This is a genomic window from uncultured Exiguobacterium sp. (assembly GCF_964277885.1).
Classification (GTDB): Bacteria; Bacillota; Bacilli; order Exiguobacteriales; family Exiguobacteriaceae; genus Exiguobacterium_A.
This window is the reverse complement of record NZ_CAXYJR010000005.1, coordinates 1,382,691-1,404,727: the sequence shown is the minus strand read 5'-3', so window position 1 is coordinate 1,404,727 and position 22,037 is coordinate 1,382,691. Positions and strand designations below refer to the sequence as shown.

Annotated in this window: 27 protein-coding genes; 18 read left to right on the top strand and 9 right to left on the bottom strand. The window is 46.4% G+C overall.

The window, feature by feature from the left end; genetic code table 11:
• The first annotated feature begins 91 nt into the window (after positions 1-91).
• The 5 genes from ACHWTJ_RS09055 (at position 92) to ACHWTJ_RS09035 (ending at position 3,559) form a co-directional block, all read left to right on the top strand.
• On the top strand, positions 92-844 hold the full coding sequence (locus ACHWTJ_RS09055; RefSeq protein ID WP_394679502.1) for a helix-turn-helix domain-containing protein: 753 nt from the start codon (positions 92-94) through the stop codon (positions 842-844).
• Positions 844-1,479, top strand: coding sequence for a M15 family metallopeptidase (locus ACHWTJ_RS09050; protein ID WP_294746570.1), 636 nt, complete (start codon positions 844-846; stop codon positions 1,477-1,479). Before ACHWTJ_RS09055 ends, ACHWTJ_RS09050 begins: the two co-directional genes overlap by 1 nt.
• A complete protein-coding gene (locus ACHWTJ_RS09045; RefSeq protein ID WP_294741689.1) occupies positions 1,476-1,721 on the top strand; it encodes a phage holin in 246 nt (81 codons plus the stop codon). Before ACHWTJ_RS09050 ends, ACHWTJ_RS09045 begins: the two co-directional genes overlap by 4 nt.
• A 134-nt stretch (positions 1,722-1,855) precedes the next feature.
• Positions 1,856-2,992, top strand: a complete 1,137-nt coding sequence (locus ACHWTJ_RS09040; protein WP_394679501.1) for a diguanylate cyclase domain-containing protein — start codon at positions 1,856-1,858, stop codon at positions 2,990-2,992.
• Positions 2,993-3,016: 24 nt separating this feature from the next.
• Positions 3,017-3,559, top strand: coding sequence for an Imm64 family immunity protein (locus ACHWTJ_RS09035; RefSeq protein WP_394679500.1), 543 nt, complete (start codon positions 3,017-3,019; stop codon positions 3,557-3,559).
• A 47-nt stretch (positions 3,560-3,606) separates the two neighbouring features.
• On the opposite strand, the gene ACHWTJ_RS09030 is transcribed toward ACHWTJ_RS09035, so the two are convergent.
• The gene (locus tag ACHWTJ_RS09030; RefSeq protein ID WP_394679499.1) at positions 3,607-3,900 is read right to left on the bottom strand and encodes a hypothetical protein; all 294 of its coding nucleotides are present in this window, start codon (positions 3,898-3,900) and stop codon (positions 3,607-3,609) included.
• Positions 3,901-4,099: 199 nt separating this feature from the next.
• Positions 4,100-4,777, bottom strand: a complete 678-nt coding sequence (locus ACHWTJ_RS09025; protein ID WP_394679498.1) for a hypothetical protein — start codon at positions 4,775-4,777, stop codon at positions 4,100-4,102.
• A gap of 124 nt (positions 4,778-4,901) precedes the next feature.
• On the opposite strand from ACHWTJ_RS09025, the gene ACHWTJ_RS09020 reads away from it, so the two are divergent.
• Positions 4,902-5,975, top strand: a complete 1,074-nt coding sequence (locus tag ACHWTJ_RS09020) for a low specificity L-threonine aldolase (protein ID WP_294746564.1) — start codon at positions 4,902-4,904, stop codon at positions 5,973-5,975.
• On the opposite strand, the gene ACHWTJ_RS09015 is transcribed toward ACHWTJ_RS09020, so the two are convergent.
• A complete protein-coding gene (locus tag ACHWTJ_RS09015; protein ID WP_394679497.1) occupies positions 5,945-6,352 on the bottom strand; it encodes a MerR family transcriptional regulator in 408 nt (135 codons plus the stop codon). The genes ACHWTJ_RS09020 and ACHWTJ_RS09015 overlap by 31 nt on opposite strands.
• 82 nt (positions 6,353-6,434) lie before the next feature.
• Here ACHWTJ_RS09015 and ACHWTJ_RS09010 point away from each other — a divergent pair, with 82 nt between their 5' ends.
• From ACHWTJ_RS09010 to ACHWTJ_RS08985, 6 genes are all read left to right on the top strand, one after another.
• Entirely contained in the window at positions 6,435-7,184 is a 750-nt protein-coding gene (locus ACHWTJ_RS09010) for an SDR family oxidoreductase (RefSeq protein WP_294750415.1), read from the top strand.
• A 530-nt stretch (positions 7,185-7,714) separates the two neighbouring features.
• The gene (locus tag ACHWTJ_RS09005; protein ID WP_294746558.1) at positions 7,715-8,056 is read left to right on the top strand and encodes a DUF3139 domain-containing protein; all 342 of its coding nucleotides are present in this window, start codon (positions 7,715-7,717) and stop codon (positions 8,054-8,056) included.
• A 35-nt stretch (positions 8,057-8,091) separates the two neighbouring features.
• Positions 8,092-8,256, top strand: a complete 165-nt coding sequence (locus tag ACHWTJ_RS09000) for a hypothetical protein (protein WP_294746553.1) — start codon at positions 8,092-8,094, stop codon at positions 8,254-8,256.
• Between the two features lie 51 nt (positions 8,257-8,307).
• Positions 8,308-8,556, top strand: a complete 249-nt coding sequence (locus ACHWTJ_RS08995) for a hypothetical protein (protein ID WP_214860306.1) — start codon at positions 8,308-8,310, stop codon at positions 8,554-8,556.
• Between the two features lie 246 nt (positions 8,557-8,802).
• Positions 8,803-9,096, top strand: coding sequence for a hypothetical protein (locus tag ACHWTJ_RS08990; protein ID WP_294746551.1), 294 nt, complete (start codon positions 8,803-8,805; stop codon positions 9,094-9,096).
• Positions 9,093-9,287, top strand: coding sequence for a hypothetical protein (locus tag ACHWTJ_RS08985; protein ID WP_214860304.1), 195 nt, complete (start codon positions 9,093-9,095; stop codon positions 9,285-9,287). Before ACHWTJ_RS08990 ends, ACHWTJ_RS08985 begins: the two co-directional genes overlap by 4 nt.
• A gap of 25 nt (positions 9,288-9,312) precedes the next feature.
• On the opposite strand, the gene ACHWTJ_RS08980 is transcribed toward ACHWTJ_RS08985, so the two are convergent.
• Positions 9,313-9,888 carry a hypothetical protein gene (locus tag ACHWTJ_RS08980; RefSeq protein WP_294750412.1) on the bottom strand — a complete coding sequence of 192 codons (576 nt, stop codon included), beginning with the start codon at positions 9,886-9,888 and terminating at the stop codon, positions 9,313-9,315.
• A 796-nt stretch (positions 9,889-10,684) separates the two neighbouring features.
• Here ACHWTJ_RS08980 and ACHWTJ_RS08975 point away from each other — a divergent pair.
• Together ACHWTJ_RS08975 and ACHWTJ_RS08970 are read left to right on the top strand one after the other, a co-directional pair.
• A complete protein-coding gene (locus ACHWTJ_RS08975) occupies positions 10,685-11,590 on the top strand; it encodes a methyl-accepting chemotaxis protein (protein ID WP_294750410.1) in 906 nt (301 codons plus the stop codon).
• A 173-nt stretch (positions 11,591-11,763) separates the two neighbouring features.
• Complete coding sequence (locus tag ACHWTJ_RS08970; RefSeq protein ID WP_294750408.1) at positions 11,764-12,696, top strand: cation diffusion facilitator family transporter; 933 nt, start codon at positions 11,764-11,766, stop codon at positions 12,694-12,696.
• Positions 12,697-12,743: 47 nt separating this feature from the next.
• Here the strand turns inward: ACHWTJ_RS08970 and ACHWTJ_RS08965 are convergent, their stop codons facing one another.
• Positions 12,744-13,061, bottom strand: a complete 318-nt coding sequence (locus ACHWTJ_RS08965; protein ID WP_023468204.1) for a hypothetical protein — start codon at positions 13,059-13,061, stop codon at positions 12,744-12,746.
• A gap of 174 nt (positions 13,062-13,235) precedes the next feature.
• Between ACHWTJ_RS08965 and ACHWTJ_RS08960 the strand changes: the two genes are divergently transcribed.
• Both ACHWTJ_RS08960 and ACHWTJ_RS08955 read left to right on the top strand, forming a co-directional pair.
• Positions 13,236-14,435, top strand: a complete 1,200-nt coding sequence (locus ACHWTJ_RS08960; RefSeq protein ID WP_294746536.1) for an MFS transporter — start codon at positions 13,236-13,238, stop codon at positions 14,433-14,435.
• A gap of 375 nt (positions 14,436-14,810) precedes the next feature.
• Positions 14,811-15,551 carry a sugar nucleotide-binding protein gene (locus ACHWTJ_RS08955; protein ID WP_394679496.1) on the top strand — a complete coding sequence of 247 codons (741 nt, stop codon included), beginning with the start codon at positions 14,811-14,813 and terminating at the stop codon, positions 15,549-15,551.
• A gap of 49 nt (positions 15,552-15,600) precedes the next feature.
• Here the strand turns inward: ACHWTJ_RS08955 and ACHWTJ_RS08950 are convergent, their stop codons facing one another.
• Positions 15,601-16,740 carry a globin domain-containing protein gene (locus ACHWTJ_RS08950; protein WP_294746530.1) on the bottom strand — a complete coding sequence of 380 codons (1,140 nt, stop codon included), beginning with the start codon at positions 16,738-16,740 and terminating at the stop codon, positions 15,601-15,603.
• Between the two features lie 139 nt (positions 16,741-16,879).
• A complete protein-coding gene (locus ACHWTJ_RS08945) occupies positions 16,880-18,511 on the bottom strand; it encodes an ABC transporter substrate-binding protein (protein WP_294746528.1) in 1,632 nt (543 codons plus the stop codon).
• Between the two features lie 102 nt (positions 18,512-18,613).
• Between ACHWTJ_RS08945 and ACHWTJ_RS08940 the strand changes: the two genes are divergently transcribed.
• Together ACHWTJ_RS08940 and ACHWTJ_RS08935 are read left to right on the top strand one after the other, a co-directional pair.
• Complete coding sequence (locus ACHWTJ_RS08940) at positions 18,614-19,849, top strand: MFS transporter (RefSeq protein ID WP_294746525.1); 1,236 nt, start codon at positions 18,614-18,616, stop codon at positions 19,847-19,849.
• Between the two features lie 15 nt (positions 19,850-19,864).
• Positions 19,865-20,428: a GNAT family N-acetyltransferase gene (locus ACHWTJ_RS08935; RefSeq protein ID WP_294746522.1), complete on the top strand. Its 564-nt coding sequence runs from the start codon at positions 19,865-19,867 to the stop codon at positions 20,426-20,428.
• A 92-nt stretch (positions 20,429-20,520) separates the two neighbouring features.
• On the opposite strand, the gene ACHWTJ_RS08930 is transcribed toward ACHWTJ_RS08935, so the two are convergent.
• Positions 20,521-21,036, bottom strand: coding sequence for a DinB family protein (locus ACHWTJ_RS08930; protein WP_394679495.1), 516 nt, complete (start codon positions 21,034-21,036; stop codon positions 20,521-20,523).
• 76 nt (positions 21,037-21,112) lie between these two features.
• A complete protein-coding gene (locus tag ACHWTJ_RS08925; RefSeq protein ID WP_294746516.1) occupies positions 21,113-22,018 on the bottom strand; it encodes a YafY family protein in 906 nt (301 codons plus the stop codon).
• Between the last annotated feature and the right edge of the window lie 19 nt (positions 22,019-22,037).

Genomic DNA, 22,037 nt, shown 5'->3' with positions numbered 1-22,037 from the left:
ATCAAGCCCATTGTTTGATTGGTTCGTATATTTTTTTTTCGAACAATCCTCGACTTCTTCCTGTCATATCTCCTAGAAAGGAGGAATCACCATGCATGTCCCATATCTTAAGATTCCCCATACGCTCTTACGGAGCGGGACGGCATTCGCGTCAGTCCATGAAAAGATGATCTACTTCATCCTTGAAAGCTTCAGCGGTCAGGATGGGCAAGCGTTCCCGTCCTATCAGACGATCGCAGACGCTGTCCCGTGTAGTAAATCGACGGTCAAGTCGTGTATCCAGTCCTTGATCGCAAGCGGTCGGATCGAGAAAGTCGAACGGTTCACGAAACACGGGGGACAGACCTCGAATGCTTACCGTGTCCTGACCCGTGTCAACGCGCCGTCCCCGGCGAGTCAAGAGACGACTGCCCCCGAGGTTTCTCTCGCCTTCGAAGAAGAAGTCTTGAAGAAAACGACTTTAAAACAGGAACTGGTGCAACAGTACGAGTCGAATCTTGGCAAAGCGACACCACGAATCGAGCAAGAATTATTGCTACTTGCGAATGAACATCCGATCGAGCGCATCCAGTACGCGATCGAAGAAGCGGCGCGGGCGAATAGTCGTCATTTTGGTTACATCGAACAAGTCGTCAAGCGCCTTGCGACCGGATCCGCGGTACGTCCGAAACGAATAAGCAAACGGTCAAGTAGAAACAACTCATTATTTCAATTACCAAATTGGGTAGAACAGGAAAAAGCGGCGCAACGAGCATATGAAGCACACCATAAGAAAAAACAAATCATACCGGACGACGCCGAAATCGCTGAATTATTACAAGCGCTGACAAGGGAGGGAGCCTGATGCAGCTAGAAGAATTACTCCGACGTGCGAATCAAAAACTATCCGTTCCCGGCATGCATCCGTCTGTTGTCCGGATCGTGCGTGACGTGATACGAGAGCTTTATCCGTATGGAATCAAGCTCGGTATAGCACAAAGCTTTCGGAGCATCGCGGAACAGAACGCATTGTATGCAAAAGGACGGACGACACCTGGTCCCATCGTGACGCAAGCTCGCGGCGGTCAATCGAACCATAACTTCGGTGTCGCAATTGATGTCTTTCTTTACGAAGACGGGGCATTGTTCCTTTCTCCGCCAGATGCCCGACTCGGACGGATCGTTAAGGCGATGAAGCGGCACGGAATGGACTGGGGAGGCGACTGGTCTCGATTTCCCGATTACCCACACTTTGAACTGTACGATCATGTCAGTCTTGCCCGCCACCATGTACCAAAACCGGGACACTATCTACGCGAACGAATTCAAGCGCCGGAACTCGTCCGAGCGATCGAAAAACGATTGGGTCTTGTGGTGACAGGAGTCTTTGATGAGCGATTGACGAAAGCCGTTCGAACGTTCCAACAGACGTATCGCCTTGTCGTTGATGGAATTGTTGGTCCACTCACCTGGCGTCGTTTATTTTCGGTGGCGCCATGATTCGTTTTCAAGCGTGGATTCGCCTCTTGATTCCGCTTTATGTCTTTCTTGAGTTGATCTTACCGACGCTCGGTTTTACAGCATTGCCAGTGTCGTCAAGTGACGTCGAGCGATTCGTGACGGGGCTAATCGGACTAGTTGGTCTACTCGTCGCTTGGTGGAAGAACAATGACGTGACTGAACGGGCGCTAAGACGTAGACAGGCACAGGAACAACTGGAAAGCACATCCATGACCGATTGAGTAGGATGGAAGCGTTTGGAATGTGTCGGCAACGGGCATTATTTCATACAAACGACTAACAGTTTGATTTCAAGACACTGATATACGAAATAGACGCTAGTCAATTAGATAGAGAAAGAAAGGTCGGTCTTTTTGTGAAATGGTCAACGTTGCAGCGGTATTTGTTTTTAGCACTCTGTGCGCTTTTACTTACATGCGTTTGGAGCTATCAAGCTTTCCTGAAAATCGAACGAGAGAATGCACGCATCTTAAATGAGGCGATCCCGATCTCGACGGAAGCAGCTGAATTGTTTCCGGCGTTACTAAATCTAGAACTCAGTGTCCGAAGTTATATCCTGTCACCGAACGAAACGGATTTAGCACAGTATGAACGGACGCTTGATCGGCTAGATCAGACGATCAAGAGGCTGAACCAACTCGATGCGAACCATCCAATCATGCGGAAACTCGTCCGGACAGAGGCGATTCCACGAATCAAGACAGCAACCCGGTTTTATGATGCACAACTGGCACTCGTTCGAAGCGGGGATCAAGCAGCCGCTGAGGCAAGACGATATCAAGGGATGCAATATATCGAGACATTTCGTCCAATCGATACTCGTTTACGGACAGACGTCAATCGTATCATTGCCGAAGCAACGAATCGCTCCGAGCAAGCATCAAGTGCTGCGAAGTGGGTCATCGTTGTCGTCGCAAGCATCGCGGTTCTTGTCTTGATTGCCTTCATCCAGACATTTCGGATGGAACGTAGCAAGCGTGCCTTGATTCATCGCTCCTTGCACGACGCCTTGACCGGTATCTCGAATCGACGGGCGTTCGATGAACGATTGGAACACCTCCTTGAGGAGGCGAAGCAACAGCGAACACCGATTGCGCTAATTTTGATTGATGTCGACGCCTTTAAATCCTACAATGATACGTACGGTCATTTAAAAGGAGATGAGTGTTTAAAGGAAGTCGCTCGCGTCTTGAAACGTCAAGCGCATCACGGTCAAGTCGCACGGTATGGTGGGGAGGAATTCACAGTCTTATTGGCGCGTGGAGCAGAAGAAACCCGGCACATTGCAGAACGAATTCGTCAGGACATTCTTGATTTGAATATCGTACATGAACGGTATGAACCGCTCTGTCGGGTCAGCGTCAGTCTCGGTTTGACGTCGCTCATACCCGAAGCAGAGACGACGGAGAAAGAAATCATCGACCAAGCCGATCAAGCGTTGTATCGGGCGAAAGAGAATGGACGCAATCAGATCGGTGACATGGCAGGATAATGCATAATCAGATGGGAATGAAGAATGGTGATTCAGGTAGGAATTGTCTTTGAAACAATGCACGACATGGAAAACGCTGCTCGAACGGTCTTGGATGCATTTCATTCAGACATACAATTTCTTGGATACAGTTACGCGACGGATATCGAGGGATCACATTGGAGCGAGGAAAAAGGTCTTCCGAAAGACTGGCGTCTATTGCTGAGTCAACATTACGGGAATGCCTCACTCGTCTTCTCAGCGTACCATGGTTTAAAAACAGTACCGGTTCGAATGACGATTGAAAAAGAACTAGACTGTTTCGGTTTTCGATTCGGTTTCCAAGAAGAGAATCTAACTGCTTGGTCACTCGATCAGCAGGAGACAATTTTCATGGAGGATATGCAGAGGATTGCAGATCAATCGAATGCTTTATATGCTTTTTGTGATTTTGATGCAGAGATCGAGCATCCGATAACGGAACGGGAACGCATCAACCGAGAATATGCGATCATCTATTGGTCCAAGCAACAAAGTTTTTTAAAGAATGCGTGGAAAATCGATGGTTTTACAGACCGACGAACATAAAAATACCCCGCGTGAGAGTTCGCTTCTCATACGGGGTATTTTTATGTTCATTGTAAGATGACACAATACGATCGATCGGAAATGAGAGGGGCGGATATGACATAGACCGTCTTAACGGGTTCACCCCCGACGCGCGCATCGAGTTGTGTGAGTTGGGAACGGATCTTCCGGCTCAAGCCATACCTGATCTCTGTGCTAAGTTCGTCAATGTCTTCCTGAACATGCAAGAGAAGCTGAAAGGGTTCGAGCGAAAAAATCGAAAAATTACAAGAAATTCGTGGATCCTCGAATTTTTCATTTAATTCTTTCTTAATGTAATAGGCTTCTTGGGCACTGATCATCCTCTCTCACCTCACTCTTCTAGTTGAAAGATTCTATCTACTATAGTCTATAATACCCAGTTTCTTGGTAACTAATCGTTCGTTTTTGAAAAAAAGTCAATTCAATCGACGAAAAGGTTTGGAAATTTATTTCGTGACATCATATTGAACGTATATAAAAAACGTCTTGCTCCATTGAGCTAGACGTATGAATGGTACGTTACGAGATTGAGGGATGGGTGTAACATCTTCGCAAATAATGTTCCAATTCCTGAGTGAAGAAGGTGAGCTGATGAGTCGAGATATCTGGGATTTCACTATACCTCACCTCAAAATAAAGTGGATCAACAGGAGAAGGAAAGGCGATACGATCGAACCACTCGGTCACGGTTTCGTATGTTCGTCGTTGTAATGAAAGTGGGAGTTGCTCATTAAAACGAACAAGTTGTCTCCGAATCGAGTCGGACGGCAGGTCTTTTGTCTCATAAATGAAGATCGGGAATCGTGACGGAAGCATAGATCCTGATGAAGCAATACGAGGTCGACGCAACCACTGGAGATATTGCCAGAAAAACCACCCACAAAACAGGAGAACGAGACACAATATGAGAAGATAAGGAGGTGTCGTCACGGAAGAGTCAAATCCAGTCCGGAACCATGGAGCTGGTGGATTGGATGCGCTCGTCGTGACCGTGCTCTCACCATAAGACGTTCTTTCTTCGATCGTATCGAAGATCGATTCCTTTGTACCACAACGGTCGACGCAATAGGTATTCGATGCCGGAACGATTCGTCCAAGCAGTGACGTATAGAGTGATGGGACGATTTGTTGTACCGCAAGCAGCAGTAGACAGACGAATGGAATAAGAAGCAATAGGCGAGTACGAAACGTCTGCACGATAAACACACCTCCTTTGACGAATACATTCAACAGACTTTCGCTACACAGTATAGCAAAAGTAGAAAGGGAATATTTTGATTTTTTCAAAAAATAGTCATTGATTTAGAAAGGGATGAACGAGATGGATTTACGAACGAGTTACCAGGAAACAACGAGACGTTTAGATGGACATGGGAGTCGGACGGTCGGCGTGTTACAAGAAGCGTTGCAGGGCGTTGCTGCCAATCAACCGAGCGACATCTATGGCAACGGTGAATTGATTAAGGTGTTCGAACGCAAGATGGCAGAGTTACTCGGACATGAGGATGCGATCTTTTTTCCGAGCGGTACGATGGCGCAACAGATTGCATTGCGCATCTGGTCGGATGAACGGGATAATCGCAAGGTCGCTTACCACCCGCTCTGTCACCTCGAGATTCACGAACAGGACGGCTTAAAGAAATTGCACGGGATCGAACCAGTGCTAGTTGGAGAAGCGGATCGGTTGATGACGATAGATGACGTCAAAGCTTTGCCGGACGTCAGTTGTCTGTTACTCGAACTGCCGCAACGCGAACTCGGCGGATTGCTTCCATCGCGTGAAGAACTCAATGTGATCTGTACGTATGCCCGCAAACAAAATATCCGTCTTCACTTGGACGGTGCCCGGTTACTTGAGGTCTTACCGTATTATGAGGCAGAAGCGAAGGACATCGCGCAACTGTTTGACAGTGTCTACATCTCGTTTTATAAGGGACTCGGCGGCGTCGCAGGAGCAATCTTAGCCGGTCCAGAAACGTTTTGCCAAGAGGCACGGGTCTGGAAACGCCGTTACGGCGGTGACTTGATCAGTCTATATCCTTATATTCTGTCTGCTGATTTTTATTATGAACAACGAAAAGACCGCATGGCAGAGTACCATGCGGCCGCAAAAGAGCTGGCGGTCAAGTTGAATGCGATACCAGGTATCTCAACTCGCCCCCTTGAGCCGGTCTCGAACATGTTTCATCTCTACTTTAAAGAAGAAAAATCAGTCGTCGAGGAAAGGTTGATCGAGATCCAGTCGCACGGAAAAGTTGGTATCGCTGGCTATCTAGTTGAGAAAGATAGCGGCTGCGCGACGGAAGTCAACATCGGCGATAGTTTTCTCGCGTTAACGCCTGACGAACGTGAAACCGTCTTTCGTCAATTGACGGAGGCGTTCTCAGAGGATTGAACAACATCAGGAGCGGGAATCGTAGGATGAAGGCGACGATAAGTGTCGACTTTTTCTGCGATCATTCGCTCCGTTTCGTGTAATGCTGCCAGTTGTGCTAAGACGTTCGCATGGTGTGCCTCAAGCAATGCGAGCCGTTCCCGCGTCGTATCCTGCTCACCGTGAGCAAGGAACAGCGTCACGTAAGAACGGATTTGCTCAATCGGCATATGCGTTTCACGCAAGCGCAGGACGAACCGAAGCCATGTCACGTCTTGGTCGTCGTATCGACGTTGACCGTTCTGACGCTTCGGATACAGTAGCCCTTCTTTCTCGTAATAGCGAATCGTATGGGCACTCGTATCGGTCAATCGACTGATTTCAGAAATCGTATACATACATCTCACCTTTCTGCTTGACTTAGAGTTCACTCTAAGGATTAGACTCTCACTATACCAAATCAAAAAGGGGATATGCTACATGAAGTACACGGTCATTACAGGAGCAAGTTCAGGAATTGGATATGAGACAGCAAAACTACTCGCAGGAAAAGGGAAATCACTCGTCCTCGTCGCACGACGGACATCAGAACTCGAAAAACTTCGGGATGAAGTCAAACAAATCTCACCAGATAGTGATGTCATCCTCAAGTCAGTCGATCTTTCTGATAACCAAAACGTCCACGATCTGTATGAAGGCTTAAAAGAACTTGAAATTGAAACATGGATCAACAATGCCGGATTCGGTGACTTTGATCTCGTCCAGGAAATCGACCTTGGGAAAATCGAGAAGATGCTTCGCTTGAATATCGAAGCGCTGACGATTCTTTCGAGTCTGTTCGTCCGCGATCATCATGACGTTGAAGGAACGACACTCGTCAATATCTCATCAGCAGGTGGCTACCGGATCGTGCCGAATGCGGTCACGTATTGTGCGACGAAGTTCTATGTCAGTGCCTATACGGAAGGTCTCGCGCAAGAATTGCAAAAAGGCGGCGCGAAACTCCGAGCGAAAGTGCTCGCACCGGCTGCGACAGAAACAGAATTCGCCGATCGTTCGCGTGGCGAAGCAGGATTCGACTACAGCAAGAACGTCAAGAAGTACCATACAGCGGCTGAGATGGCAGGCTTCCTGCATCAGTTGATCGAAAGTGATGCGATCGTCGGCATCGTCGACGGTGAGACGTATGAGTTCGAATTGCGTGATCCGTTGTTCAATTACGCAGGGTAAATAAATAACAAGCAAGGTCCCTTTCTCGAAAATGAGAAAGGGACCTTTTGATGTAAACATAATGCATACGAACTAAAACGAATGAATCACTTATTTTTTAAGAATTTTCTTGACTAGTTTCCATACAACATAAACGACTGCACCTATGATCAGAAGATTCATCAGAGCGCCGACAATCATGAATTGCCCCACGAGTTAACCACCTCTACATACTTTTTTAGAGCGATAAGCATCCTATTTACGTTTTCGCTTTGAAAATCTCAAGCTGATAAAAAATAATGCCATCAGCACGATAGCGATGTTCACAGCTAACGTTAATCGCTCATTTTCAATCACTCGACCATTCAAGAGATTCAAGATGATAACAAGCATCATAAATGACAATAAAAAGTATTTTATGGATTTTTTTATCATAAACTGCTTCCTTTTTTTGTGGTCTTATATTAGTTTATACATATCTAGTTTTTAAAACAAGGGGAATGGAATCTGGAAATACGATATTTTTCTTATTTCTACTCGGGAGTGATGATATGAAACGAATGTATGTATGGATTACGATAGTGATGATTTTAGGAGTGGGCATCATCGGTGCTTCAGCCTATAAGGTGTTTTACTATGATGAAAAACAAGAGGTCACTCAGGAAATCGATCATTATTTGAAGCAACAGAAGTATATGACATATGTGAAGAACAAGAAAATTCGATACGATACGAGCACGGGTGAGTTCATTGCACGGGTCGTGTTCCAGGATGAACCGGAAAATGAATATGAGATTTATCGATCGGGATCTCATCGCTTTAAAGTCACGGGATTCAAAGATGGCGAACAAATTACGAACAAACATGAAGGACGGTATATTTCAGAGTATTGACAGCGAGTAGTCAAGAATGGGAGTGAGGTGACAAAATGAAAAACATGGTCTTTTTAGGAAGCGTCGTTGCGCTACTCATGGTACTCTTTTCACTTCATTACGGGCTACATCTAATCGATGATACGACGCTCAAAGTATCGCTTTTGGTTTCGCTAATCGTTGTACTGATCGCGCGGAAGAAATGGAAGATTTCGTTTTAATGGGAAATTGATTCGGATGACAAAAGAAAGAGTGTTTGGAGGAAATGATAAGTGAAAGTCAGTGAATTTTTTGGTTGGAAAATCAGCTTGGATGATGAACTGTATGCCGTCATTGATGAGAAGGCGAGAAAAATGGTAGTGATGGGGGATTTCATCGAACTGACTGCGGTCTTGTGGTTGGATCAAAAGAACATCTTACAATTAAAGCCGACATGGGATTGTGTCATATCCATCGATGATGCTACAAAACAAATTATGATTCGCTCGGCAGAATCATTGAACATGAAAGAAGAATGTTAAGAGGTACATAAATCGAGTCCATTCATGAGCTACCTGAATGGACTCGATTGTTATATAAAGTACATTGTCTTCTTAAACTTATGTTGAGCGGAACTAGTCATTTCGATATTCCGCCGGTCGTATTCAGTCGTCAGTACATGATTCCCAACGATTTCATAGTAGTATGTATAATCCGATTCATTCGTGTATACGACAAAATGAGTGAGAAGGTGGTTCTATACGTTTTTAGATGAGGAGTGATAGGCGATGGAAAAGAATAAAGATGAAATACCGTACTATATGAGAAACGTTCCTTTTTTCTTTCTCACGGCACTTCTCGCACCGGTAGCAGTATTACTTGTACTGCTCAATTGGGATAAGCTCTCGGCACAAATGAGAAATAACCATTTAACCTTTTCAATCTTAATGACCCTGTTATACATCTCAAAAATACTGCCTGATGGTCTGTTTAAAATCATATTCGCAGTCTTTACGTGGACGTTGATTTTATTCGTGACATACATCTACTTCGGTGGCGGAAGAAAAGGAGGGAAATCATGAGTAAGTATCATCTATCAAGCATTCGGTTAGTTCTCATTGTCGTCATTACATCGTCAATCTTGTATTTTGGATTCGACTGGGAACTCGGTTATGGCATTATCTGGTTGATCGGTTTAGTAGGATTCACGATTTATCGCAACTTTGAGGCTGCTCGTAATGAGAAAATCGAAGCGCAAACGAAGAGCGATTGATTTCATCTGAAGTCCATCGTTCTTTTTAAATATGACCCCACCGAACTAAATCGTCGAGATAATCACGATACGATTCTTCGACTTCTTCTTCTGTCAGCTCTCTGGCTCGAATGACGAGGTCTTTTACGACAGGATCGGCAAAATGTGCACCACCGACGAGAGCATATAAGTAAGAGCCGATTACTTCGGATTGATTCCTAACCAAGAATCCAGTGATATATGCACCGTCAAGGCTCTCTAAGACGATATCAACCCGGCGTCCTTCCATCTCATCGAGAAGCAATTGAATGTAGTCTGCTTCTTTCTGATTATCACTTCGATATCGTCGGTTTCTCCTTTTGTTATCTTGAATCTCCCACTCGAAATCGTCTAATTCACTAGGCGTAAAAAGCGAATCCAAGATGGCAACGTCATCAATCTTTAGGCAACAAAAGATGGCATCGTATTCAAGTTGATCGTCATTCACTAAATCCGAGATATCGTCTTTCGGTATTTCGATTGCATTATATCGCCGGCATACGCGTTCGATGACCGTTTCTTTTTTAAACGTCAACTGTTGCTTTCGGTGTTGGAACTTGTGAGATGCTTTTACATAATCCATGCTGTTCACCTCCGATAATAGTCTGATCTTCTCCAATACATTAGTGTTCGACTGCATTTTAACACAAATAGACCGTTGGATGAGTCCGACGGTCTACGCTCGTTATTTGTCGTACTATAAAATACACTTTATCGTATTAGATCATCTTATATCCCATCCGTTTTGCCTCGATGAAAGCAGAAGCAAGAAAGGCGAAGACTCCCCCAAAGGATCCATGCTGCACCACGTCCGACGAGTAAGGGATCCGTTCCATACAGAGATGTGCCCCCACGTTAGAACGATTCCGTCTAAAAACGTCGCCACTTACAGTCCGAGACTGACTCCGGGCACCATCTGTTCAGCACTTAAACGAGCGACTTTTTTTATGATGATGACGGAAATCCACGAGACTGGTAAAGCGATCAGGAAAGTAATTACGTTTCCAGCGTTTTCGAACATGCCGATTTCAGATCCGAATCTGACTGACAGGGCACCGACGAACCAGAATGCTACACCGAGCACAACTAAGAGGATAGCTTGCCCTTTCGAAAATAGAGGGACTTGTTATGTGTCATTTTTATTTCCTCCTTTCGAATGTAGTGATAACTACATTTTTTGGTGTAGCATCTACTACATTTTTAAACAAGCGCATAACATGTCGCCCGTGAATTTCCTCTCGTTTTCGAGAAAATCAACTTGAATAATCGCCGATTCAGCTATAAAAAAGGTCAATTGATGACGATATATAGGTACAGATTATTATTTTTTTAAAACTGTCTTAGTACATGAATGATACATAGAAGGAGTTAATGACACCATGAATGAAACCTTACCGAGACCATTGCGCTCACCAGCAATCTTATCGAGCCTTGAATCAAACGTCGCGATGATCTGTTTTGATCGCCAACGACGCGTCGTCGACGTCAATGACTTGTTTGCGAAAACGATGAAATATAAACGAGACGAGATGATTGGCTTACAGCACCATACGTTTTGTACACCAGAATTCGCGAACAGCCGTGAATATCAAGACTTTTGGACACGCCTGTTTTCGGGCTTCAGTACAGCGGATAAAATCAAACGAGTCGATGCCCGGGGCGACATCTTGTGGCTTGAAGCAACCTACATGCCGATTTTTGAAGGAGAAGAGGTCGTCGGCGTCGTCAAGATCGCCAGTAACATCACGGACCGGATCGACCGTGTGCAAGGATATGCGAAAAGCTTCCAGACGCTTGCTGAGGGATTGAATTTGCAATCGGTTCAAGGATCAAAAGAGGGCAACCAGCTTCAAGAGACGATGACTACGATCGCGAGTGAAACGGCAGAAAACCAACAGACGTTCGAAACGCTGTATGACCAAGCCATCGAGATCACGAAGATTGCTGATACGATCAAGGAAATTGCTGCCCGGACGAACTTGTTGTCTCTGAATGCGGCAATTGAAGCGGCACGGGCTGGGGAACACGGTAAAGGCTTTACAGTCGTTGCAAGTGAAGTCAAAAACTTATCGGATTTAGTCGGTAGTGCAGTCGTCGAAGTACGGACGAATACGGAAACGATGAACCGTCAAATCATGGCGATGATGAAAAAGATTGAAGCGTCCCATCTCGAAGTCGCGTCGAGCCTTGCGACGGTAAAAGAAACGATGCAACGCTTTACCGCAATCGAAGAGGTCGCACGACAACTCGAGCAGCAAACCGAGGATTTTCGGTCGTTTATTTAAAAAAGGATATGGAAAAAGCGATGGCAATGGGCCATCGTTTTTTTGTTTAGTCAGATGAGTCGTTTTGGAAGAGTAAAGGCGTGGGATATAACACATGAGCCCGTTGACCACAGAACGGAGGCGCGTTATAATTCAAATAGACGTTTGAATGTAAGGTAAAAGGAGGCAACGTCATGGCACATGATCATCACCACCATCATCATACCGACAATAAAAAGGTACTGGGCCTGTCGTTCCTGATCATCACTGCGTTCATGATCGTCGAGGTCATCGGCGGGATTTGGACGAATAGTCTCGCGTTGTTATCGGACGCAGGGCATATGCTCAGTGATTCGATTTCACTTGCGATCGCTTTGTTAGCCTTCCAGTTCTCGAGTCAAGCACCGGATGCGAATAAGACGTTCGGTTCAAAACGCTTTGAAATCTTAGCCGCAATCATAAATGGCGTGACACTGATCGTCATCGCTCTCTATATTTTCATTGAAGCGATTCAACGCTTCATCGATCCACCCGCTGTCGCAACGACCGGGATGCTGATCATCAGCGTCCTCGGATTGCTCGTCAACATTCTCGTTGCCTGGATCATGACACGCGGCGGTGGGCATGAACATAACCTCAACATGCGTGGTGCCTATCTGCACGTCTTAAGTGACATGCTCGGATCCGTCGGTGCGATTGCAGCTGCCCTTCTGATCATGTTCTTCGGTTGGGGATGGGCGGATCCCTTGGCGAGTGTCATCGTTGCGATCCTCGTCTTACGGAGCGGCTATTACGTGACGAAGGCATCCGTTCACGTCTTGATGGAAGGAACGCCGAGCGACGTCGACATCGATGAGGTCGTTTCGACGATTCAGACGAACGAAGCCGTCCTCGGACTACATGATCTGCACATCTGGTCGATCACGAGTGGCTATAACGCATTATCGTGTCACGTCGTCGTCAAAGAGGACATGACCGTCCGGGAGTCAGAGTCAATTCGCGAACAGATTGATCACGATTTGAAACACGTCGGTATTAACCACGCGACCATCCAGGTCGAGACGGATCAGCACGCACATGGCAATACGTTGTATTGTGACGGCAAACACGAATCGCATACGCATTAAAAAAACGAGCACGCGTCCAAATCGGACGTGTGCTCGTTTGCTTATGCTCAAATGATCGGCACCGTTGGTAGAAACAGCGTCGCGAACAGACTGATACTCAAGAACATCGAGTATCCGAAAAAGGTCGTTTTGGCATTTCCAGCAGCTCGGTTACCTAAGTACATGAAAAAGACGATGGATAAGAACGTCAAACCCGTCAATACGGACGAGTGGTGTTGATCCGGCGAAGGAGCAAGCGACTGGACAAGATGCGCGAGACCAAGCGGCAGGACGATCAAAAGAAAGTAGTAGCCTAGACGTGCCTCAGATGGGACGTCGACCTGTTCCTGTTCGGTTTCATAGTCATAACGCGTTTGCGTTTTCATGGATCTTCACCTCCCTATGCGTTTAGTATAGCGAATGAACATGTCGGCTCTGTTACAGACGGGTAAGAATGCCTTAACAGACGATGACGATGTGATGACGAAAAAAGAATGGGCAGCAATTGAGAAAAATTGTAAGATAGACAAGAAGTCGTTTTAGGAAAGGAATAAAGCATCATGTCACGTGCGTTTCGTTTTATGTATGTCTCGGATTTGTTATCGACCGTCGGGACGAGTTTCGTTTATATCGCGATTTACTGGTTGAGCGCGGAAGAGATCAGTGCTTCTGGCGTCGCCCTGATTGCGACTGGTGTCTTTTTGATTCGTTTTCTCGTCTCAACGTTCGTCGGACCATGGATCGACCGATTCGTCAGTGCATCGTTGTACCAAATGTCGTTGCTCATTCGATTGTTTGCGCTTGGGGTCGCGTTAGCGGGAATCGGTCTGACGAACGTCGTCCTACCGTGGTTACTCGGCTTACTCGTCGTGCAGACGATTCTGCAAATCATTGGTGGCAATGCCGTCTTCACATGGGTCGTTGATTTGGTCGAAGATGACCAATTGCCGCAAGCGAATGCGTATCTTGCAACGATTGAGCGGATCGGTACGCTGAGCGGATTCTTGCTCGGTGGGATGATGATCGCCCATTTCTCGATCGCGAGTATCTTATGGCTCGATCTTGGTCTACATCTTGCCGCCTGGTTACTCGTTAGACATATGACAGGGCAAGTCGTAGAAGGGGCACGTCAAGGATCGTACCGTGAAGCGTTGCGCGAAGGGATCGGTCACGTCGTGCGTGACGGTCGCCTGAAATGGATCCTTGGTTGTGCAATCCTTGCAAACTGGATGATCACACCAATGAATACTTTACTTGCACCATATGCCAAGGATGTCTTGTCGGGAAATGCCCAGACGTTTTCTGCACTCGAACTGGCGACGGTGATCGGGGGAATCGCGATGTCGCTCCTTTACGGAAAATGGGTCGCCTCCGTACGACAGGATAAGCTGTTTCGTTTTGCCGTCGTCTTGCAAGGTCTCGCGATTGCGATCGTCGCTTATGTCTCATTCGTCCCAGTGGCTGTTGGTGGGTTCATCTTACTCGGGATGGCGCTGACGTTATTCGGGATTCCGTTTGCGACCTTGTTGCAGCGCTCGACGCCTGCGCATTTGCTCGGACGGGTCCGGACGGCGATGGTCGCAGCATCAACGGCATGTTCCGCGCTCTGTTACGGATTGTCGTCGTACTTGACGTCGTTCTTTAGCATCTCTTTCGTCTTCCTGTTCTTTGCCTTAAGTGGTCTTGTCATGACCAGTATCTGGTTGCTCCTTCATCGTACCGTTTCCTTTGCTGAGGAACGACAGGACAAGGTCGGATGAAATATCCGCCTTGAGGTGGAGGTAAGCGATTTCGCACTCTTATACACTAGAGATAGAAATGAACGATGAGGAGTGGAGTCGATGGAGAGTTTATGGATCACAGCGTTATTGTTTTTGATTCCGATCAGTGGGATGACGGTCTTTTTGAATGTACTATGGCGTCGAATGGAAACGGAAGGCGTTTCGGAGTAATCATGAACTAAACAGTGCGCCTGCTTACCGAGATTAGATCGGATAGCAGGCGCTTTTTTCATTTGAGTCATGACTGGTCGTAGAAGAATAACCTCAGATTCGTTAATTCAGCGATTCGCGTGTAAACTGATGTAGTAAGTAGTTTTATGATGTTTCAATAGAATATAAGGGGGATGAATCACCATGAAAGCAATCATTACAGGTATGAACGGAACGGTAGCACCTGTCGTTGCGGACGTCTTAGCAAAGCACGACATCGAGACAGTCGCCTGGGACCGAACGAAAGTCTCGACGACTGACGAATCCGCGATGCGCACGTTTTTAGAAACGGAACGACCAGATTATTTCTTACATATCGGGATGGGGTCCGTCAGTTGGACGGAAGCGCTCGTTCGCTTGTGCCAAGAATATGCGATTCCATTTTTCTTCACGAGTACGGTATCTGTTTTCTCCGATGACGTGCCGGCACCGATCGAAAAGGACGCAGTACCGGATGCGACCGACGAATATGGTGCCTACAAGATTGCTTGCGAGCAAGCGATTCAAGCACTCGATCCACAAGCGAAGATCGTCCGGATCGGCTGGCAAATCGGGACGGAACCTGGTTCGAACAATATGGTCGACTTCTTCACGAACGATATGAAACAGCACGGCGTCATTCGAGCGAGTCGCAACTGGTATCCGTCGAGTTCGCTACTTGAGGACACGGCAGAAGCGCTCGTTACGATTTTACTTGAACACGAAGCAGGTCTCTATCAGTTGAACGGTAACGATCGCTATTCGATGTACGACTTAGCGCGTGCCTTGAATACGCTTCACGCAAAAAACTGGACGATCGAACCGGTCGATGAACCACGCCGTGATAACCGAATGGCGACGGACGTCGTCTTGGTCCGTCCATTGTCAGAACGATTGCCGCTCTAATCAAACATCCCGCTCTCCTTGACGTGTGTCAAAGAGAACGGGATGTTTTTTATTGCGCAACTGGTGTTTCTGCCGCAAAAGCAAGCGTTGGTCCAAAGATTTCGTAATGCAGTTTATCCGGTGACGCTTTGAAGTGCTCAATCACATATTGAATCATTGCTTCCGGACCACAGACGTATGTCGAATCCGTGATGCTTGCGATGACGTCTTTCGGTAAGCGTCCCGCTTGATCTGTTGCCTGATGTTCCGCGTAACGAACGACGCGCACTCCACGTTGCTCGAGTAAGGCGAGTTGTTCTGTAAACGGACGATTGCGTTCATCTTGAACAGCGTGATGTAACGTCACGTCACGTCCGGTAGCTATTGCTTCCTCTGCCATCGCAAGCATCGATGTGATTCCGATGCCACCAGCGATCAGCACGACGGGTTCGTCTGACGCATCGAGTGTAAAAGCACCCGCTGGCGCACTAATGAACACCGTGTCACCGACTTGCGCTGCATGTAAGTAGTCCGAGACGATGCCTTCTCGTTTGACACCAATCGTATATGTCTCCGTGTTCGATGCCGTCGTCAGACTGTATTGGCGATTGTGCCATAAGCCATCTTTGTCTTGAATCCGTACCGTGATGTATTGCCCGGCTCGATAAGCGGGTAGTGGACCGTCCGTGCTGAAGGTCAAGGCGCGAATCCCATCCGCTTGTTCCTCGACATCCGAAATCTCAACTGTCTGATATCCGGAAAATCCTTTTGCTTGTTCATCCTGTGCGTAAAGTTCGGCTTCAAGCGTGATGAACAGATTGGCAATCTCCCCGTATGCTTCTCCCCACGCGCGCAAGATGTCTGGTGTTGCGGCTTCTCCTAAGACATCTTGCATCGCTCCAAGCAATTCGTGCCCGACGATGGGATACATTTCCGGTTTGATTTGTAGACTACGGTGTTTATGGAGCACAGGTAATAAGACCGGCTTTAACGTCTCGAGTTGATCGATGTGAGCAGCAGCGGCATACACGGCGGTCGCGAGTGCTTGCGATTGGCGGTCGCTTCGTTGATTCGATTGATTGAAGACGTGTTTCAGTTCCGGATGAGCTTGAAACAAGCGCTGATAAAAGACTTTCGTGATCGCGGCACCGTGCGACGCAAGGACGGGAACCGTCGATTGAACGATTTGAATGGTAGAGGTTGATAACATAAGACCACTTCCTTTTCGCTAAGTAATGAAGACAGTCTTAGTATTTCGCAGCCTCACCTTTAATACAACATTTAAAATACTAGATTAAAGAATACCGTGCGCTTTGTCACAAGCAGGTCAAGATTTCGTCAACGATTCGTCACGATTGGTTGGAAATCCAGAGCTTCGAGAAGTCAAAGTAACCGAACGAGTCGATCGTGATGTTTTGCAATTCGATCGGATACGGAATCAGTCGTGTATCGTGATAGAACGGGATGAAATACGATTCGTCGATTAAGTAACGCTCAATCGATTGGTGGATCGGGAGCCAGTCTTCGAACGGTGTCGCATCGTATTGTTCAATTGATTTCAACATCTCTGGCATCTGCTGAAACAGTCGGATTGGTGGTGAGAATGTATTCGTCATGAACTGATAGAAGGCGTACTGGATATTTCGCTCAAACACTTCGGCATGGACGGCGAGATCAATCGTATCGTAAGCGTGAAAATCCGTGATGCTCTCTTCAAATCCGACTTCGACAAACTCATACGGAATTCCGTCCTGATCGAATCGCTGACAGAGCCAGCGGGTCACCTTATCTGTAAAATCTGTCAGCTTGATTCGGATCGGTTGCGTGAACAAAACGGCAGGACCATCCGGGACAGTATACGGTTGACTATAGGACTCAAGAAAACCACAGTCGTTCGGTTGTGCCCGTTCATGAAAGTCATGAATGCCACCACGAACTTCTGCGACGAGTCGGTGGATATAATGCCGTGCGGCTTTTGATTCAAACGGACCACCAGCACGTGGATGGAGCAAGACGAGACCAAAGCCAGACTGGGTCGCAATCGTATCAATCGGACTGGAGTCAGAAGCCGATGTCCGGTAGACCGGGTCATATTGCTCCGGCATCTGGATGAACTCAATCCGGTCGAGCAGGGCACGGATACCGAAGTAATTCGGGAACGCTGTCAGAACGGTTTTCTTGTCGTCATGTTGCGTCAGTTGGAATGGTCCCGTCCCGACACCGTCCTTGATGATGCTCGTATGTATCGAGGCAAGTTGCGGCAAAATTGAACTCCGGTGCTGATCGAGTGTGAGGTCGACCCGGTACGGACCGTTCGAGACGATCTTTTTCACGTGCCGATAGGAATAAGCGTAAGCCGGATAGGCGATCAAAGCACGCAGACTCTTCGTCACTTCCTTACTCGTCAGGAGTGAGCCGTCATGAAAGCGGACGTCCTTCCGTAAGAAGAGACTGAGCGTCGTCCCGTTCCAGACATAGTGATGCGCTAGTTCACCTTGAATATTGCCGTCGACATCGATCGTAAACAGCCGGTTGAAGACGTTCTGAACGAGGTGGGCACTATGGATATCGGCTGCTTCTAACGGGTGTGTCGTTAAGAAATTCCGTTTTCGCGGAATCAATAACGCATCAGACGTCGTCTGTGTATAGCCGAATTTTCGTTCCAGTTGCCGCATGAAGCGTCCTGCTTGCGCTGGCGACCAGTCCCACGTCAATTCCTCCGTCACCGATTCGATCGAGTCACGATCGATCCGTTCGAGCATCCGTTTCGCATACTCTCGTTCGACGTGGCGTAACCAGACGAGTTCACTTAAGTTGCCCCGTCCGCGACCACTCGTGTAACCAATCCAACCGTCTTCCTGCCATTTATTGAGATATCGTTTCGTTTGTTTAGGACTGAGATGGATGGCGTCGGCAAGCGTCGCAATCGAGTAGTGTCCATTTCGGCAAGTCTTCCATAACATAAAAAGATAAGCATCCATCGTCCTTCTCCTCCTTAAAAGGGGACATCTTTTTTTAATGACGTCCATTTTTCCTGTGTCTTGTCTTGTTTATGATACAGGTAGAGAATGGAAGGTGACAATATGAAATGGAAAGAAATACCGAAACCAATTAAAGTACGTCTCATCACATCGTTTTTCAACCGGGCTGTCTCGTTCTCCATCATGCCGTTCATGGCCCTCTTGTTTGTCCAGGCATTCAACGAAGTCATCGCCGGTGCATTTTTGATCGCGATGGTCTTCGTCAGCTTCATCACGAATCTACTCGGCGGATATCTTGCCGACCGCTTTTCCCGCAAACGTCTGCTCGTCACGACGTCTGCGCTCACAGCGCTGACGTTCATCACGATGACGATCTCATTGACACTCGACTGGATGCTGTTGTTCATGGTCATTTACGCTGTCTTCTCGGTGACGAGTAATCTTGGTCGGCCGGCAATGGGGGCGATCATCATCGATGCAACGACGAAGGAAAATCGCCAAGCGGTCTATGCGCTCGACTACTGGTTGATCAATCTATCGATCGCCATCGGTACGGCACTCGGGGGCTGGCTCTACGTCAGTAACCAATTGCTGTTGTTCTGGATCTTAAGCTTCACGTCGTCCGTTTTACCAATTGCATACTTTCTGTTTCTTGACGACACACCAAGGACATGGCAACGTCAAAAACTTCGTGGTGTCCTCACGGATATTTTCACGAGCTATCAACTCGCTTGGCGGGACCGTCCGTTCGTTAAGGTCGTTTTCGGTTCGATGTGTATCTTAGCGGCTGAGTTTTCGATGGGCAGTTATGTCGCCGTCCGACTCGCCGATTCGTTTGAACCGTTATCATTTGCCGGGTGGTCGATCAACGGGGTTCGAATGATGAGTATCATCAACATCGAAAATACGTTACTCGTCGTCACGTTGACGTTCATCGTCCAGCGACTAGCGAAGCGTTTGTCTCCGCGCCGGACGCTCGCTGCGGGTCTCATGCTGTACACGATCGGTTACGTCGTCGTGACGAGTGCCAACAGCATGACGGCACTGATGGTCTTCATCTTCATCGCAACGATCGGCGAGTTGCTCTACTCCCCGGTTTTGAACACACAAAAAGCGAATATGATGCCAGCCGATCAACGTGGGGCGTACTCTGCGTTCGCTGGAACGTCGTTTGCTGGAGCGGACTTGATTTCTCGGTCGACGATTCTAGTCGGGACCTTCTTGATCCCGTCGATGATGAGCGTCTATCTCGGATTGATTCTTTTGACGGGCTTCGGATTAGTTTATACAAGCCTGTTCGTGAAGGAATCGGTCGAACGACAGCGAAACGTATCATAATAAGGGGGAATACAGATGAACTTACCAGATACGATAGAAACACCACGGCATCTGTTACGCCGTTGGCAAGACGAAGATGCAGCCGCATTATATGCTTACGCCAAGGATCCGAATGTCGGACCGAAGGCAGGCTGGGCACCGCACGCATCGCTTGACGAGAGCCAAGAAGTGATCGGCATTTTCCAAGCGTCACCTGGCGAATATGCTGTGACTGATAAGGAAACGGGGGAAGTGATCGGGAGCTTCGGTTTTCACTTCAATCGTCGACCGGACGAAGCGATCACGCATGACCGTCAAGTCGAAATCGGGTATGTCCTCGCTCCTGACTATTGGGGAGAAGGACGGATGCCGGAGATCGTCGAAGCGATGCTCGATTTCATCTTCCGGGAACTGCCGATCGATGTCGTTTGGTGTGGTCACTTTGATTTTAATGACCAATCACGCCGTGTCGTTGAAAAACTCGGGTTTACGCCTGTTCTTGACCGACCATTCGTCTTAGAACGAATTGACGGACGGACCGTGACGAGTCATGTCTACAACTGGACGCGTGAGCGGTATGGAGCAATACAAGGGAATTGATCACTATATAAAATAAAAAGGCGTGCACCGGTGCACGCCTTTTTATTTTATATAGTGATGTCTAAATAGACATTAAAAACGAATACATTCTGTTATGGCTTAACTTTCATATCTTCATACCAAAAAAGAGAATAATCCATCATCAATGAGGGTTCATTTTGCTGCCTTAACATGGTAGTAATGTTCCCCAGGTGATACGTACCGTGATTGGCTACATGTAAAAGAATTTCTTCAAAAGTCGTTTCCCGTGGACCAGACCAAGGATTATTTACATGTATCGTCATAGTAAGAGTTGAGTTCTGATTTAAAAATAGTTGATACTTTGATGCTATATTTTTGAATGCTATTTTGAATTCTTCAATTGTATATGCATCAGTTAATGGTAATTGACTCATCGCATCTTGTAGCGCTTGTTGAAATTCTACTTTTTCTAAAACATGAATCCACATAGTATCAACTGCAAGAATATGACTAAGTGTTTTAGCGATTGTCGGATAAGAGCTTTTCACCTCTTTATTTAATAGATTTTCAGGTAATGCATCCATATGATCTAACATCAACTGCATCGCCCAGTTGTGATATTCATACATCGTTTTTCCGGCATTCATGCAAATCGCTCCTTTAATTGTAGTAAGAACTGTCTAACTACGTTCATTATAAAAAAGGATATATGACATCTGAGTGTCATATATCCTCATATAGATTAACTATTTTTTTGGCTTCATTTCTTAATATGTCTTGTAAGTACAAGGGATGAATAACAACTACACCTGATCTGAAGCTTAATAAAATGTTGATTAACCATTCCGCATGTAAAGGTGAAGGTAACAATAAAGTCATCGTAACACTACCATCTTCTTCAAAAACCATCGATTGATGCTGAAAATGGTTTAAGACTACATGAATGGATTCAGGATGAATTCTTAACGTGATACTTTCCCGTGCGGGTTTCACGACAGCTCTGTCTCCAGGAATGGGATGGTTATCCTGAATAGATGTTGAAAGTCTTTGAAGGTTGAGCATATGTGACACTTTGAATTCGCGGTAATCATTTCTTAAATAACAATAAGCATAAAGGTACCATGTACGAAATTTATATCGTAGAAAAATGGGATCTACTTCTCGAATGGTCTGTTCCTTTTGAGCACTGATGTATTGAAACAGAACTCTTTTTGATTCTTTGATACTCTTTTGAAGATCAATTAAGAAAGTAGGCTCAATGGATTGATCAGCTAAATCAATGTGCAAATGGTTATTTTGTTCTTCTGTCGTAAAAATCGATAGCCGTTCTAGCGTATTTTTTAAATCTTGATCATGTAATTGCGCTGATAAACTTTTCATTAAAGATAGAACATCGACCATAGAAGACGCATTTAAAAAGGTCTTATCCCATTTATAATTCTCAATAATACCGAAACCTCCATTAGTTCCATGATAAGAAGTAACGGGAATTCCAGCTGCACTAATGGTTTCAATATCTCGATAAATCGTTCTCTGAGAGACATTTAATTCACTAGCTAATTGAGCGGCCGAGATCGTAGAGCGATGCAGTAACTTAAATATGATAGTCAGTAATCGTTCGAGTTTCAAAAAATTCTCCTTTGTATTA